Below are 14,708 nucleotides of genomic sequence, written 5' to 3'. Positions count from 1 at the left end.
GCAGCGATCGGCCCGTGGCGCAGCTACGCCTACGGCGAGCGGGGGTACCTGGTGCTGAGCCTGGTCGCCAAGAGCCTGCTCGCGTGGCAGGTCTTCGCCGGCTCGCTGGCCCCCTGACCCCAGCGGCCCGGGGCCGACCCGTCGGTCGTCGATCGACGACCGATGAGTCCGGCACCGCACGCCGGTCTCCTCCTCCGTGAGCAAGAGTCTTCGGCCCCGCTGCCCGGGCACGTCGGACCCTTCACGCCCGGCGAGCGGCCGGTCACATGGGGAGGGCCCGCGCGGCCGTGCACGGGAGTGCTCGGTCATCCGGAGGAAAAGGCGATGACGGGCTCGACAGCCCTCGCTAGCGTCGCCGCCGCACCCGCCACCCGTCCGGGTCCGCTGACCCGGCGCTCCCTGAGAGGCCCGTCATGGGCAGGTCGTTCGCGTCCCGTGTCAGCCATCCACGTCTGAAGTGGGTGGTCCTCGTCTTCTGGGTGGTGCTGGCCGCCGCCGCGGCGCCGCTGGCCGGTGCCCTCACCGACGAGCAGGAGAATGACGTCGCGGCGTGGCTGCCGTCGGACGCTGAGTCGACCCGCGCCCTGCAGCTGCAGACGGAGCTGGGCTCCGACCCCGACCTTCTCCCCGCCGTCATCGTCTACGAACGCACCGCGGGGCTCACCGCTGCCGACACCGCGGCGGTCCAGGAGGACGTCAGCGCCCTCGGGCAGCTCGACGCCCTCGACGGGACGATCGTGGGACCGGTCCCCGCCGAGGACGGGCAGTCGGTCCAGCTGATCGTCCCGCTCAACGTGGGGTCGGACGGCTGGGAGGCGATCGCCCCGCTGGTCGACGGCATCCGCGCCGAGGTCTCCGACGGGCCCACGGGTCTGGGCACCTGGGTGACCGGCCCGGCCGGCAGCGCCGCGGACTCGGCCGAGGCGTTCGAGGGGATCGACGGGACCCTGCTCTTCGCCGCCCTGGGCGTCGTCGTCCTGATCCTGCTGGTCACCTACCGCAGCCCGGTGCTCTGGGTCCTGCCGATCTTCTCGGCCGTCATCGCGCTGTCCTGCTCGCAGGCCCTCATCTACCTGCTGGCCCGCTACGCCGACCTCACCGTCAACGCCCAGAGCGCGAGCATCCTCACCGTCCTGGTCGTGGGCGCGGGCACCGACTACGCCCTGCTGCTGATCGCGCGCTACCGCGAGGAGCTGCGCCTGCACACCGACCGGCACGAGGCCATGACCGAGGCCGTGCACCGGGCCGGCCCGGCGGTGCTGGCCAGCGGCGGCACGGTCGTGCTGGGGATGCTGTGCCTGGTCGTGGCGGAGATGAACTCCACCGCAGGGCTGGGCCCGGTCGCCGCGATCGGCGTTGCCGTGACGCTGGCCGTGCTGATGACGCTGCTGCCCGCGCTGCTGGTCATCTGCGGCCGCTGGGTGTTCTGGCCGGTGCGCCCCACCTTCGGCAGCGCCGAACCGACCGCGACCGGCCTGTGGGCGCACGTGGGGGCCACGATCCGACCGCGGCCGCGCGCCACCTGGCTCGTGACGAGCGCGTTGCTCCTGGTGGCCTCCCTCGGCGTCCTGCTGCTCTCCCCCAACGGGCTGACCCAGGCGGAGAGCTTCCGGGGCACCCCCGAGTCGATCGAGGGCGACGCGGTCGCGTCCCGGCACTTCCCGGCGGTCGCGGGCAACTCGGTCTACGTGATCACCACGGCCGACTCCGCCACCGAGGTCGCCGAGGCGACGGCCACCACCGAGGGCATCGCCCAGGTCGGCGAACCCCAGGTGGTGGGTGACCGGGCCCTCGTCGAGGCCGCGCTGACCGACCGGTTCGACAGCGAGCCCGCCTCCGACACCATCGAACGACTGCGGACGACGCTCGACGACGCGGGCGACGGCGAGGCACTGGTCGGCGGGAACACCGCACTGAACCTGGACGTCCAGGACGCCGCCCAGCGGGACAACCTGGTGGTCATCCCGCTGATCATGTTCGTCGTCCTGCTGGTGCTGGCCGTGCTGCTGCGGGCGCTGGTCGCGCCGGTGCTGCTGATCGCCACCGTGGTGCTCTCCTACGGGGCCGCGCTCGGGCTGAGCGCCCTGATCTTCGACTGGACGATCGGGGTGACCGCGACCGACAGCTCGTTCCCGCTGTTCGTGTTCGTCTTCCTCGTCGCCCTGGGGATCGACTACAACATCTTCCTGATGACCCGGGTGCGGGAGGAGGCAGCCGACCACGGCACGAGGCGGGCCGCGCTGATCGGGCTCGCCGCCACCGGTGGCGTCATCACCTCGGCGGGGCTGGTGCTCGCGGCGACGTTCTCGGTGCTCGGCACGCTGCCGCTGACGTTCCTGACGCAGCTGGGGATCGCCGTGGCGCTCGGCGTCCTGCTCGACACGATCGTCGTGCGCTCTGTCCTGGTCACCGCGCTCACCCTGGACATCGGCCGGCACATGTGGTGGCATGGTGCGCTCGCACGGCGTCCCGATGGACCCGGCGTGCCGGTCGGTGGCACCATCCCCGTCCCGACCGGGTCGGGGGCGCCGAGCCAGACCTGAGGTCGTGGGGCGCCCGGCTCACTCCGGGCCAGCCCCGGACGGTCGATCACCCCGCCGCGCCCACGGCCCCGGGATCAGGTGGACGGCCCGTCGTCGTCCGGGTCCTCCTCGGGTTCGAACGTGCCGCCGGCGTCGTCGGACAGGCCGATCTCCGCGCCGCGGCCGTCCTGCTGTGGCGGATCGGCGTCCGGCCGGCGGGCGTCGGGGTCCGGTGCATCTGGTGTGGTCACGGCGACTCTCTCCTGTCGTGGGCTGGCCGGCGGATCGTCAGTCGTCGCCGAGTCCGGGGGCGAGGCCGGGCACGTCCGGTGCGGCTGCCAGTGGGTTGTCGAGGAGGTCGCGCACGACACCCGCGCTGCCACCGCCGCGTCGGTCGGGCTCCGCGGCGGCCAGCAGCAGGCCGCCCGGCAGGTACTCGATGCCGGTGGCCGCACCGATCTCCTCCACGACGCTGAACTCGTGCCCGAGCGCCTCGAGGGGCGGCCCGTACGCGGCGACGAACGCCGGTTCCGCGGACACCGCGGGGGTGTTCCGCTGGCTGGCCCGGGGCGCGGCGATCGCCAGGGCGAGGTTCATGTCGCGGTCGATGCGGTTGACCAGGGTCTGCAGCACCGTCGTGATGATCGTGCTGCCGCCCGGGGAGCCGAGGGCGAGCACCGGCTCACCGTCGTGCAGCACGATCGTCGGCGCCATGCTGCTGCGCGGCCGCTTGCCCGGGGCGGGCAGGTTCGGCTCGGGCGTCATGGGGTCGGCGGCGGCGAAGGTGAAGTCGGTCAGCTCGTTGTTGAGCAGGAACCCGCGGCCGGGCACCGTGATCCCGCTGCCACCGGTCTGCTCGATCGTCAGCGTGTAGCTGGCGATGTTGCCCTCGGCATCGCCGACCGTGAGGTGCGTGGTGGAGGGGCCTTCCGTGCCCTCCCCCACCGTGAGCTCGCCCGCTGCCGGGCACGGGCCGTACTCGCCGTCCGGGTCGCCCGCCGTCGTCGGCTTCTCCAGCGCCGTGGCCGGGTCGATGGCGCAGACCCGCTCCGCGGCGAAGTCGTCGGAGAGCAGCTCGGCCAGGGGCACCTGGGTGTACGCCGGGTCGCCGACGTAGGCGTTGCGGTCCGCGAAGGCCAGCGCACTGGCCTCCAGGTAGTGGTGCAGCACCGGCACGGCGGGCAGCTGACCGAGGTCGAACGGCTCCAGGATGTTCAACGCCTCGCCGACGGTCGACCCACCGCTGGACGGCGGGGCCATCCCGTAGACCTCGAGCCCCCGGTACCCGACCATGGTCGGCTCCCGCAGCGGGGCGTCGTACAGCGCCAGGTCGACGTCCTCGAGCAGCCCCGCGCGGACGTCCTCGACGCCCTCCGCCTCGGGCGGGTCCTGGGCCGTCCGCACGATCTCGCCGGCCAGCTCCCCGGAGTAGAACGGCTCCACGCCCTCGTCCGCCAGCAGCCGGTAGGTCTCCGCTAGGTCGGGGTTGGCGAACACCGACCCCACCTCGGGCAGGGCCCCGCCCGGCAGGAACAGCTCGGCACTGGGCTCGAACGTGCGGAACTTCTCCTCGTTCTCCGCGGTCTGCTGCCGGAACGTCTCGTCGACGACGAAGCCCTCGTCGGCCAACTGGATCCCGCCCTGCAGCGCGTCCGCGAGCGACCAGGTGCCGAACTCCGCCAGGGCCGTCGCCCAGGTCTGCGGCGTGCCGGGCGTGCCCACCGAGAGCCCGCTCGCCACCGCCTCGGCGAACGGCAGGGGCTCCCCTGCCTCGTCGAGGAAGGCGCCCGCGCCCATCGCCAGCGGCGCGGTCTCCCGGCCGTCGATCGAGGTGACCGCTCCGGTGTCGGCGTCGTAGTAGAGGAAGAAGCCCCCACCGCCGACCCCGGCCGAGTAGGGCTCCGTCACACCCAGCGCCGCGGCCGCGGCGACGGCTGCGTCCGCCGCGTTCCCGCCGGCGGCCAGGACCTCCAGCCCGACCCGGGTGGCGTCGGCGTCGACCGTGGCCACCGCTCCCCCGGTGCCGACTGCCCACGGGCGCTTCTCCGGCAACGGGTCGACCGGCGCGGCGCTCGCGGGCCCGCCGGCCGCGAGGGCGCCGGCAGTCAGCGCGGTGAGGGCGACCAGGGTGGTACGCGGACGCAGCATGGAGACTCCTCGGGCGTCATCGATGCGCAGGCCCACATCGGACACCCTCCGAGCTCATCGCGCCACCCCTCCGGCGGCACCGGACGTGTTCCGGGAACTGCGCTCCTCACCGCACGCCGGTGCTCGAGCTGCGATCCCGCGGCAGGTCCCGGAAGAACGCGCGGACGTCGTCGACGAACAGTGCGGGTTGCTCCATCGCGAGGAAGTGGCCGCCCCGCCCGGCCTCGGTCCATCGAGCGACAGCGTGGTCCCGCTCGGCGAAGGTGCGGACGGTGACGTCGTGCGCGGACAGGAGGAAGCCCGTCGGGACGGTCCCTCGCTCCGGCGCCCAGTCGCTGGCGTCCTCGCCGTCGGCCTCCCAGTCGCCCGCCCCCCACGCCACCGGGTTCATCGCCTCGAAGTAGACCTGCGCCGACGACCCGGCAGTGGCGGTGTACCAGTAGATGGAGACCCCGGTCAGGAGGCGATCGCGGTCGACCGTGTCCTCGAGGAGGCCGGAGTCGGGCAGATCGGACAACCGCTGGAACACCTCGACCACCCAGGCCAGCTGGCCGGCCGGGGAGTCGGTGAGGGCGTAGGCCAGCGTCTGCGGCGACTTCGACTGGATCTGCAGGTAGCCGTCGTTGTAGGACTGCATGCGCTTCCAACGCTCCCGATCATCCCCGGAGAGGGTGTCCACCTCGCCGTCGTCGGCGGGGAAGGTGATCGCGGCGTTGAGGTGGACACCGATCACCCGGTCGGATGCCACCTGCCCGAGCTCCGCTGCGACGAACGACCCCGTGTCCCCGCCCTGCACGCCGTAGCGGTCGTGGCCGAGGTCGGCCATGAGCGTCGCCAGGACCCGTGCGGTCCGCTCGGCGTTCATCCCCGGGCCGGCCAGCGGCGTCGAGAACCCGAAACCGGGCAGCGACGGGATCACCAGGGTGAAGGCGTCGGCCGGGTCCATGCCATGCGACCGGGGGTCCGACAGGGGACCGACGACGTCGAGGAAGTCAGCCACCGTGCTCGGCCAGCCGTGCAGCAGGAGCAGCGGGGTCGCGTCCGGTTCTGGAGAGCGGACGTGGATGAAGTGCAGCCGCTGCCCGTCGACCTCGGTGACGAACTGCGGCAGTACGTTGAGCCGCGCTTCGGCGGCCCGCCAGTCGAAGTGGTCACGCCAGTAGGCGGTGAGCTCCTGCAGGTAGGCCTGGGGGACGCCGCGGCTCCAGCCCACACCGGGGAGGTCGCCGGGCCAGCGAGTGGCCGCCAGCCGCGCGGAGAGGTCGTCGACCTGCTCCTGTGGGATGGCGATGCCGAAGGGGCGGATGTCCAGCCGGGGGGTCGTCACGCCGGGGACGTTAGGGGCCACCTAGGACAGGACGGTTCCTAAGGAACTGGCATCCTCGAGGGCGTGCTCGAGACATCCGCTCGGCTGCTCCGGCTGCTGGCGCTCCTGCAGGCCCACTCCGAGTGGTCCGGCGCCGATCTCGCCCAGCGGCTGGAGGTCAGCACGCGCACCGTCCGGAGGGACGTTGAGCGGCTGCGTGAGCTCGGCTACCCGGTGCACGCGATCCAGGGCACGGCCGGGTACCGGCTCGGTGCGGGGGCGGCTCTCCCGCCGTTGCTCCTCGACGACGACGAGGCGGTCGCCGTCGTCGTCGGGCTGCGGACGGCCGCCGCGAGCTCGGTCGCCGGGGTGGAGGAAGCGGCGCTGCGGGCTCTGCAGAAGCTCGAGCAGGTGCTGCCCGCCCGGCTGCGCCACCGGGTGCGGTCGCTCCAGGAAGCCACCGTCCGGGCCGGCACCGCCCCCGGCCCGCAGGTGACCGCCGAGACGCTCGTGGCGATCGCGGACGCCATCCGCCGCCACGAGTGCCTGCGGTTCGACTACAGCAGTCCGCGAACCGGGCAGACGACCCGGACCGTCGAGCCGCACCGCCTCGTCAGCTTCGGCCGGAGCTGGTACCTGGTCGCCTGGGACCCCGACCGCCGCGACTGGCGCAGCTTCCGTGCCGACCGGATGTCCCCGCGGTCGCCCAACGGCTCGCGGTTCACCCCGCGGGAGCCGCCGGACGGTGACGTCGTCGCCTGGCTGTCCCGTCAGCTGTCGGCCCGGACCTGGCCGTACCGGGCGACGGTGCGGCTGCACGAGCCGGCGGCGGCGGTCGCCGACAAGGTCTGGCCGGGCATGGGGGTGGTGACGGCCGTCGATGCTGCCAGCTGCCTGTTCACCGTCGGCGCCGACGACCCCACCACCCTGGTGTGGATGCTCACCTCGGTCGACGCCGACTTCACAGTGCTCGACGGGCCTCCGGAGCTCACCGCGGCCCTGCACCGGCAGTCGCAGCGCTGTGCGGCTGCGATCGCCGAGCTCCCGGCTGACGCACGCACGGGCGAGATCGACTGACGGCCGCCCGCGGACGCAGTGGTCCGCGGGCGGCCGCGTCAGTCGTCCGTGGGTGTGGTCGAGGTGACGGCCTCCGACAGGTCGACGACGGGGAGGTAGACCCGGGCGCCTTCGTCCATAAACTCGGCGGACTTCTCCGCCATCCCCAGCTGGAGCGCCTCGTCCGCGGCGACGCCCTTGGCCGCGGCGTAGGCCCGCACGTCCTGGCTGATCCGCATGGAGCAGAAGTGCGGGCCGCACATCGAGCAGAAGTGCGCGGTCTTGGCCGCACCGGCCGGCAGCGTCTCGTCGTGGAAGTCGCGGGCCGTCGTCGGGTCAAGGGAGAGGTTGAACTGGTCGGTCCAGCGGAACTCGAACCGCGCGTCGGACAGTGCGTCGTCCCAGGCCTGCGCCCCGGGGTGCCCCTTGGCCAGGTCCGCGGCGTGGGCGGCAATCTTGTAGGTGATGACGCCGTCCTTGACGTCGTCCCGGTCCGGCAGCCCCAGGTGCTCCTTGGGGGTGACGTAGCAGAGCATCGCGGTGCCGTACCAGCCGATCATCGCCGCGCCGATGGCGCTGGTGATGTGGTCGTAGCCCGGCGCGATGTCGGTGGTCAGCGGGCCCAGGGTGTAGAACGGCGCCTCGTCGCAGACCTCCAACTGGAGGTCCATGTTCTCCTTGATCTTGTTCATCGGCACGTGCCCCGGACCCTCGACCATCACCTGGACATCGTGTTCCCAGGCGATCCGGGTCAGCTCACCCAACGTGCGCAGCTCGCTGAACTGGGCCTCGTCGTTGGCGTCGGCGATGCACCCGGGGCGGAGGCCGTCGCCGAGGGAGAAGGTGACGTCGTAGGCGGCCATCAGTTCGCACATCTCGCGGAAGTGCGTGTAGAGGAAGTTCTCCTGGTGGTGGGCCAGGCACCAGGCCGCCATGATCGAGCCGCCGCGGGACACGATGCCGGTCTTCCGGTTCGCCGCCAGCGGGACGTAGCGCAGCAGCACCCCGGCGTGCACGGTGACGTAGTCGACGCCCTGTTCGAACTGCTCCACGAGCGTGTCCCGGTAGGCCTCCCAGGACAGGTCCTCGGCCTTGCCGTTCACCTTCTCCAGCGCCTGGTAGATGGGCACGGTGCCGATCGGGACGGCGCTGTTGCGGATGATCCACTCCCGGGTGGTGTGGATGTTGCGGCCGGTCGAGAGGTCCATGACGGTGTCGGCGCCCCAGCGGGTGGCCCAGGTCATCTTGTCCACCTCCTCCTCGATGGAGGAGGCGACCGCACTGTTGCCGATGTTGGCGTTGATCTTGACGAGCAGGTTGCGGCCGATCGCCATCGGCTCGGACTCCGGGTGGTTCACGTTGGCCGGCAGCACCGCGCGGCCGCGGGCGATCTCGCTGCGGACGTGCTCGACGGAGACCCCCTCCCGCAGCGCCACGAACTCCATCTCGGGGGTGACCTGGCCGCGGCGGGCGTAGGCGAGCTGGGTGACCGTCGTCCCCGGCAGGCCGCGGCGGGGACGGTGGGCGGCAGCGAAGACGCTGTCCAGGTCCCGGGTGTCACCCGGGCGGCGCCCGTTGTCCACCGGCTGCACCGCGCGGCCCTCGTAGCTCTCCGTGTCGGCGCGCTCGGTGATCCAGTCCTCCCGGTGCCGGGGCAGCCCGGCCCGGATGTCGGTGTGCACCGCCGGGTCGGTGTACGGGCCCGAGGTGTCGTAGAGCACCACGCTGTCGCCGGTGGACAGCTGCACCTCGCGCATCGGGACCCGCAGGTCCGGGCGGCTGCCCTGCAGGTGGGTCTTGCGGGAGCCGGGGAACTCGGTGCCCTCGGTCTGTGGCCGGTGCTGGACGTCCGTCATCAGGGGTTCCTCCCTACGCCGGTGTTAACCGGATCAGGTGCGAACGGTCAGCGGCCGGTCCTGCCGCCCTCTCAGCCTCGGTACGCGAGGCTCCCGCGGGTCGACACGGACCCTAGGCCCAAGCGGGTGCTCCTGCCCAGCCCTGACCCGGCGCGGTCGGGGATCGGACGACGGGGGGCGATCAGCCGGTCATGAAGCCGCTCTCGTAGGCAGCGATGACCGCCTGAGTGCGGTCCCGCGCACGGAGCTTGAGCAGCACGCTGCTGACGTGCGTCTTCACCGTCTCGCGGCTGAGGAACAGCTCGGTGGCGATCTCGGCGTTGGACAGCCCGCCCGCCACCAGCCGCAGCACGTCGGCCTCGCGGCCGGTCAGCTCCGGCAGTGCGGCCGGCCCTCGGGCGCGGGAGGGCGCGTGCGAGGCGATGAGCCGCCGGGTCAGGTCCGGGAGCACCAGGGTCGTCCCCCGGGCGACGACCCGGATGGCGTCGACGAGCGAGTCCGGCTCCGACCGCTTCAGCGCGAAGCCGCTCGCCCCGGCCTGCAGCGAACGGAACAGGTAGTCGTCGTCCTCGAACGTGGTCAGGACCAGCACGCGGGGGCGCTGCGGGTCACGGGCGACCAGCTCCGCGGTCGCCGCGATGCCGTCCATGTCGGGCATCCGGACGTCCATGAGGACGACGTCCGGATCGGTGTCGGCCGCGACGGCCAGCGCCTCCCGGCCGGTGCCGGCATCGCCCACGACGGCCAGGTCGGGCTCGCTCTCCAGGATCACCCGCAGCCCGGAGCGGACGAGCACGTCGTCGTCCACGAGCAGCAGCCGCAGGGCGGTCACGCCGCACCCGACAGCGGCAGGGTGACACACAGGTCGAACCCGCCGGCCGGCGTCCGTCCGGCGGTGAGCGTGCCGCCGACGGCGGTCGCCCGCTCCCGTAGGCCGGCCAACCCGCGGCCGCCGCCGGGGCCCGGGCGGCCGTCGTGCTGGGAGACCGGTTCGTTGCACACGCGGACGACGAGGGTGTCCCCGCTGCGGACGACCTCGGCGACCGTCCGCGGGGTGCCCGCGTGCCGCAGCACGTTCGTCGTCCCCTCCTGGACCACCCGGTAGGCCAGCTCCTGGACACCGGCGGGCACGTCGTCGACGTCGCCGCCCACCACGAGCTCGACGGGCAGGCCGCCGTCGCGGAGTCCGGCAAGCAGGTCCTCGAGGTCGTCCAGCGACGGCGCGGCGAACGGGGCGGGGTCACGGCCGCCGTCCTCGGCACGGAGCACGGTGAGCACCCGGTCGAGCTCCGCGAGCGCGGTCCGGGTGTTCGTCTCGATGTGCCCCAGCGCCTGGCGCGCGAAGTCGGCCTGCAGCGGCCGCTCGCCGACGGGCGTCAGGGTGCGGCGGGCGGCGGTGGCCTGCAGCAGGCTGGCGGTCAGCGCATGACCGATGGTGTCGTGCAGGTCGCGGGCCAGCCTGTTCCGGTCGGCCAGCCGCCGGGTGCTCTGCTGCAGCGCGGCGATCCGCTGTTCGGGCGCGGTGCCGAGCAGCCGCGGCGCCACGGACGCGGACAACCGCACCAGCAGGTCGAGCCCGGCCAGGACGAGGACGACGTCGAGGACCATGAGCGCCAGCAGCGGGAGCGCGTTGAGCGGGTTCCACTCGATCTCCCAGCCGAGGGCGACGAAGACGGCGCCGCCGAACAGCAGGGTGGTGGACGCGGCGAGGCCGAGGAGCACGCGGGCCCCGAGCCAGCCCAGGGCCCGCCAGGTGTCGGCCGCGAAGACCAGCCGCCGCAGCCGGCGGACGACGCCGCGCCGGTCGCGGACCCGCTCACCGGCCGGGACGTCGACACCGAGCAGCCTGCGGGCCAGCCGGCGCTCCATCTCGGCCAGGGAGCGGGTCACTGCGAGCACCAGCAGGACGAGCAGCACGCCGACGCCGTAGACCACGGCCACCACCGAGCCGACCAGCCCGGCGTACAGCACCAGGTACAGCGCGCCGAGGGGCAGGCTCGCCAGCGCGTAGAGGGCCCGGCCTCGCCAGCCCGGGCGGGCGGCGGCCAGCACCATCCGCAGCCGGGCGGCGAGCTCGGTCGCCGAGCGTGAGGAGGTCATCGGGGGCACCGATCGATCGTGGCGGATCGTCGCGCCCGGCGGCTCCCCTGTGCGCGCCCCGTTCGCCTCCCCCACGTGGGGGACGCTGCTCGGCACCGTGGGGTGATCCGCCCGGGCCGATGGGCCCGACACGCTCCGTGTCATGACTGCACCCCTCCCGTGGCGGCGACGCCGTCACGCCCCCGACGGGCCGCGACCATGATCCAGGTGCGCGGCCTCACCAAGGAGTACGGCACCGCGTCCGTGCGTGGGACCAGCACCGTCCGGGCCGTCGACGACCTGACCTTCGACGTCCAGCCGGGCAAGGTGACCGGCTTCCTCGGTCCGAACGGCGCGGGCAAGTCGACCACGATGCGCATGGTCCTCGGCCTCGACCGGCCCACCGCCGGCTCCGCCCTGGTGGCCGGCCGGCCCTTCGCCACGCTGGCCGAGCCGCTCCGGACGGCCGGTGCCCTGCTCGACGCGGGCGCCGTCCACCCCGGGCGCAGCGGGCGCGACCACCTGCGGGTCGCCGCCCGCACGCACGGCATCCCGCTGCGCCGGGTGGACGACGTCGTCGACCAGGTGGGGCTCGGCCCCGCGGCCCGGCGGCGGGTGCGCGGCTACTCCCTGGGCATGCGCCAGCGGCTCGGCATCGCGACCGCGCTGCTCGGTGACCCCGCCGTCCTGCTGTTCGACGAGCCGATGAACGGCCTCGACCTGGACGGGGTCCGGTGGATCCGCCGGCTGGTGCGCGGGCTGGCCGACGAGGGGCGGACGGTGCTGCTGTCCAGCCACCTGATGAGCGAGATGGAGCAGACCGCCGACCACCTGGTGATCATCGGCCGCGGCCGGCTGATCGCCGACGCGTCGATGCAGGAGGTCATGCGCGGGCAGGGTGCGCAGCGGCAGGTCCGGGTGCGGACCCCGTCGCCCGACGCCCTGGTCGGCGCCCTGCGCCGCCGACGGCTGCAGGTGCACCCCACCGAGGACGGCGACCTGCTGGTCGAGGGCACGACGGCGGAGACCGTCGGCGACGTCGCCCTGGAGACCGGTGTCGCGGTGCACCGACTGGCCGAGGAGCACTCCTCGCTGGAGCAGGTCTACCTCGACCTCACCGGCGACAGCGTCCAGTACCGGGTCGCCGTCGCGCCCGAGCCGGCCGGGCTGGTGCAGCGATGAGCGCGGCGGAGCTCGCCGTCCCGACGACGGGGACGGCGACCACCGAACCGGGGACGGCGCCCGTCTTCCGGCGCGCCGCCGGGGCCGAGTGGCTGCGACTGCGCACGGTCCGGACGACGTGGTGGTGCCTGCTGGCGGCCGCGGTCACCGTCGTGGGCATCGGCGCCACCGCGGCCTTCGACGAGGCGACCGGACCGGCCGACCCGTTGACCGGCCTGCCGGCGACGTTCGCCGGTGAGTTCGGCGTCCTGCTGGGCCAGTTCGCGCTGCTGGTGCTGGCCCTGCTCGCGGTCACCCAGGAGTACGCCAGCGGGTCGATCGGCCCGACCCTGCAGTGGACGCCGCGCCGCGGGGTGCTGCTGGCCGCCCGGGTCACCGTGCCGGTCGTCGTCGCCACGGTGGCCGGGGTGCTCCTCGCGCTGGTCGCCGACGTGGCCGCCTGGCTCATCGCGCCCGACCTGACCCTGACCCTGGCCGACCTGGCCGACAGCCTCGGCCGGGTCGCGGCGGTGCTGGCCGCCGGGAGCGTGCTGGCGGTCGGCGTCGGCCTGCTGCTGCGCAGCACCGCCGGGGCACTGGCCACGGTCTTCCTGCTCCAGCTGGTGCTGCCGGCCCTGCTGCCCGGCTTCGGTGTCGAGTGGATGGCCGACCTCGGGGAGCTGCTGCCGGGGACGGGTGCCGTCTGGATGCTCCTCGGCGAGCCGGACATGACGGCGGCTGCGGCAGCGACGCTGCTGGTCGGCTGGTCCGGGGCGGCGCTCGCCGCCGGCGGCTGGTCACTGCTGCGCCGGGACGCCTCGTAGCTCGCGCGGTCGGTCCACCGGCCACGACACGGGCGGCGGCCGGGGGCTCCCCCGGCCGCCGCCTGCGAGTCGTGCCTCAGACCGACGTGGACAGGCTGCGCACGCTGCTGGTCGTCGTGAGGGCCAGCCGGCGGCTGATCCGCAGCCCCTGGTCGGCCAGGGCGAACGTCGCCTCGATGACGTCCTCGGGCCGCACCAGCGCCGCCGGCACGATGCCGCGGACGATGGTCGTGATGCTCTGGACGACCCCGGCGACGGCGTCCTCGCCACTGGCGGCGGCCTCCTGCAGCTGACGCCGGGCGCGCTCCTGCTCCTGGTCGCGCAGTTCGGCGAGCAGGCCGGCGCGGGCCTGCTCGAGCACCCGCTCGACCTGCTGGCGCTCCTCCGTGCCGTCGGGCCCGGACGCCACCAGCTCGCCCGCGACCAGCCGCCGGGCACGCTGCGCCACGTCCTCCTGGGTCCGGGCCAGCTCCCGGAGCTCGACGTCCGAGCCCGTGGACGCCCCTGGGGCGACCCGCTCCTCGGCCTCGGGTGCAGCAGAGCCGGGCTCGTCCTTGGTCGCCTGGCTGGCCTTCGTCGTGCTCGTCGGTCCGGTCATGAGGTGCTCCTCCTGTGCTCGGTCCATCGGGACCCCCAGGCTCGGCTCGGCAGGTGAACGTCCGGGGGGCCGTGGGGGGACGACCGGCGAGTCCGCTCCGAACTCGGGCGCCGCCCAGGCGTGTCGTCCGGTGTGTCGAGGGCCTGCGCCGGCGCTCAGCCGCCCGCCGACGGGTCCACCCGCACGGGCTGGTGCGGGAGCCTGGCCGGCGCCCGCCGGTCGAGCAGCGCCACCACCGCCATGTGCGGGACGGTGAGGCCGAGGAGGACGGCCAGCGCGCCGGCCGTCCAGTCGGGTCGTTGCGCACTGAGGACGAGGAGCGCGATGCCGGCGAGGGCCACCCCGGTGGGGACCGCGGCCGCTGTGGCGTAGCGGAGCAGCGGGACGCCGAGCCGGCCGGCCGCCAGGTCCTCGCCGTTGCGGGGGTCGACCGCGAGCAGGCGCCCGATGTGGCGGACGGCGTGCCAGCCACCGAAGTACGCGCCGAAGGCCGCAGCCGGCGGAGCAAGGGTGAACAGCGCGGCCAGCAGGCCGGCCTCGGCCGCCCATCCGGGCCGGCCGCGGGCCAGCGCACCGGACACGGTGCCGAGGAGGGCCACGCCGACGACGGCGAGCGCAGCCTGCCGGACGCCGGGTGTCAGCAACCCCGGCAGCTCCGGGGACAGCGCCGCCAGCACCCGGTCGGCCTCCTCGGGCCACCGGGCGAGCGGGACGGCGATGGGCAGCCCGCCCAGGCCCACGACGGGTGCGACGTCCCGCAGCGCAGGCCGCCACGGGGTCCCCGACCGCTCGGCGTCGAACGCCACCTCACCCATGCCGAAGTGCACCGCGGAGACGACGAACAACAGCAGCAGGCTCACCACCGGGGTCACCAGGAGGGCGCCCAGTGCGACCAGTGCGGTGACGGCGTAGCCGACCAGGACGCCCGGGCGCAGCATCCGCCCCGGTCGCCCGGCGACCCAGTCCGGGACCAGGTGGTCGACCGCACCGTGCGGCAACCCGACCAGCACCCCGACGGCCAGGACGCCCAGTCCCCATGCCGAGAGCTGGTCGGGCAGCAGCACGGCCGCCCCGACGACCGCGCCGACGACCCCGACCGACAGCCGGGTCGTCAGCGCGGTCACCCGCAGCGGTGCGCGTGCCGTCACGACGCCCCCC

General features: G+C 74.1%; 12 protein-coding genes and 1 riboswitch. Of the genes, 4 read left to right on the top strand and 8 right to left on the bottom strand.

Annotated elements, in window-relative coordinates; genetic code table 11:
• Nucleotides 1-461 precede the first annotated feature (461 nt).
• A complete protein-coding gene (locus tag G5C62_RS00395) occupies nt 462-2,543 on the top strand; it encodes an MMPL family transporter (RefSeq protein ID WP_241175640.1) in 2,082 nt (693 codons plus the stop codon).
• A gap of 74 nt (nt 2,544-2,617) precedes the next feature.
• Here G5C62_RS00395 and G5C62_RS00390 read toward each other — a convergent pair whose 3' ends face one another.
• The 3 genes from G5C62_RS00390 to G5C62_RS00380 all read right to left on the bottom strand — a co-directional run bounded on the left by G5C62_RS00390 (nt 2,618) and on the right by G5C62_RS00380 (nt 5,997).
• The gene (locus G5C62_RS00390) at nt 2,618-2,773 is read right to left on the bottom strand and encodes a hypothetical protein (RefSeq protein WP_164699695.1); all 156 of its coding nucleotides are present in this window, start codon (nt 2,771-2,773) and stop codon (nt 2,618-2,620) included.
• A gap of 37 nt (nt 2,774-2,810) precedes the next feature.
• Nucleotides 2,811-4,670 (bottom strand): gamma-glutamyltransferase, encoded by a 1,860-nt coding sequence (gene ggt, locus G5C62_RS00385; RefSeq protein ID WP_206330413.1) that lies wholly within the window; start codon nt 4,668-4,670, stop codon nt 2,811-2,813.
• Nucleotides 4,671-4,776: 106 nt separating this feature from the next.
• On the bottom strand, nt 4,777-5,997 hold the full coding sequence (locus tag G5C62_RS00380; RefSeq protein ID WP_206330412.1) for an epoxide hydrolase family protein: 1,221 nt from the start codon (nt 5,995-5,997) through the stop codon (nt 4,777-4,779).
• A gap of 63 nt (nt 5,998-6,060) precedes the next feature.
• On the opposite strand from G5C62_RS00380, the gene G5C62_RS00375 reads away from it, so the two are divergent.
• Nucleotides 6,061-7,053, top strand: coding sequence for a YafY family protein (locus G5C62_RS00375; RefSeq protein WP_164699693.1), 993 nt, complete (start codon nt 6,061-6,063; stop codon nt 7,051-7,053).
• Nucleotides 7,054-7,091: 38 nt separating this feature from the next.
• On the opposite strand, the gene thiC is transcribed toward G5C62_RS00375, so the two are convergent.
• The 3 genes from thiC to G5C62_RS00360 all read right to left on the bottom strand — a co-directional run bounded on the left by thiC (nt 7,092) and on the right by G5C62_RS00360 (nt 10,988).
• Complete coding sequence (gene thiC, locus G5C62_RS00370) at nt 7,092-8,888, bottom strand: phosphomethylpyrimidine synthase ThiC (protein ID WP_164699692.1); 1,797 nt, start codon at nt 8,886-8,888, stop codon at nt 7,092-7,094.
• A riboswitch (TPP riboswitch) is annotated at nt 8,882-8,995 on the bottom strand. (Overlaps the previous gene by 7 nt.)
• A 74-nt stretch (nt 8,996-9,069) precedes the next feature.
• Nucleotides 9,070-9,720 carry a response regulator transcription factor gene (locus G5C62_RS00365; RefSeq protein WP_164699691.1) on the bottom strand — a complete coding sequence of 217 codons (651 nt, stop codon included), beginning with the start codon at nt 9,718-9,720 and terminating at the stop codon, nt 9,070-9,072.
• The gene (locus tag G5C62_RS00360) at nt 9,717-10,988 is read right to left on the bottom strand and encodes a sensor histidine kinase (RefSeq protein WP_164699690.1); all 1,272 of its coding nucleotides are present in this window, start codon (nt 10,986-10,988) and stop codon (nt 9,717-9,719) included. The genes G5C62_RS00365 and G5C62_RS00360 overlap by 4 nt, the downstream gene beginning before the upstream one ends.
• Before the next feature lie 198 nt (nt 10,989-11,186).
• Between G5C62_RS00360 and G5C62_RS00355 the strand changes: the two genes are divergently transcribed.
• Both G5C62_RS00355 and G5C62_RS00350 read left to right on the top strand, forming a co-directional pair.
• A complete protein-coding gene (locus G5C62_RS00355) occupies nt 11,187-12,149 on the top strand; it encodes an ABC transporter ATP-binding protein (RefSeq protein ID WP_164699689.1) in 963 nt (320 codons plus the stop codon).
• Entirely contained in the window at nt 12,146-12,952 is an 807-nt protein-coding gene (locus tag G5C62_RS00350) for a hypothetical protein (protein ID WP_164699688.1), read from the top strand. The genes G5C62_RS00355 and G5C62_RS00350 overlap by 4 nt, the downstream gene beginning before the upstream one ends.
• Before the next feature lie 76 nt (nt 12,953-13,028).
• On the opposite strand, the gene G5C62_RS00345 is transcribed toward G5C62_RS00350, so the two are convergent.
• Together G5C62_RS00345 and G5C62_RS00340 are read right to left on the bottom strand one after the other, a co-directional pair.
• Nucleotides 13,029-13,550 carry a hypothetical protein gene (locus G5C62_RS00345; RefSeq protein ID WP_164699687.1) on the bottom strand — a complete coding sequence of 174 codons (522 nt, stop codon included), beginning with the start codon at nt 13,548-13,550 and terminating at the stop codon, nt 13,029-13,031.
• A gap of 155 nt (nt 13,551-13,705) precedes the next feature.
• Nucleotides 13,706-14,698 carry a Brp/Blh family beta-carotene 15,15'-dioxygenase gene (locus G5C62_RS00340; protein WP_164699686.1) on the bottom strand — a complete coding sequence of 331 codons (993 nt, stop codon included), beginning with the start codon at nt 14,696-14,698 and terminating at the stop codon, nt 13,706-13,708.
• Nucleotides 14,699-14,708 lie beyond the last annotated feature (10 nt).

This window comes from Modestobacter sp. KNN46-3 (assembly GCF_011039295.1).
Note: the sequence above shows the minus strand (reverse complement) of the source record. Positions and strands in the feature narration are given on the sequence as shown.

What these genes read in the sequence shown, in the direction of transcription:
- ggt (WP_206330413.1), bottom strand. Translation starts at nt 4,670, where the DNA reads ATGCTGCGTCCGCGTACCACCCTGGTCGCCCTCACCGCGCTGACTGCC.
- thiC (WP_164699692.1), bottom strand. Translation starts at nt 8,888, where the DNA reads ATGACGGACGTCCAGCACCGGCCACAGACCGAGGGCACCGAGTTCCCC.
- G5C62_RS00360 (WP_164699690.1), bottom strand. Translation starts at nt 10,988, where the DNA reads ATGACCTCCTCACGCTCGGCGACCGAGCTCGCCGCCCGGCTGCGGATG.
- G5C62_RS00355 (WP_164699689.1), top strand. Translation starts at nt 11,187, where the DNA reads ATGATCCAGGTGCGCGGCCTCACCAAGGAGTACGGCACCGCGTCCGTG.
- G5C62_RS00350 (WP_164699688.1), top strand. Translation starts at nt 12,146, where the DNA reads ATGAGCGCGGCGGAGCTCGCCGTCCCGACGACGGGGACGGCGACCACC.
- G5C62_RS00345 (WP_164699687.1), bottom strand. Translation starts at nt 13,550, where the DNA reads ATGACCGGACCGACGAGCACGACGAAGGCCAGCCAGGCGACCAAGGAC.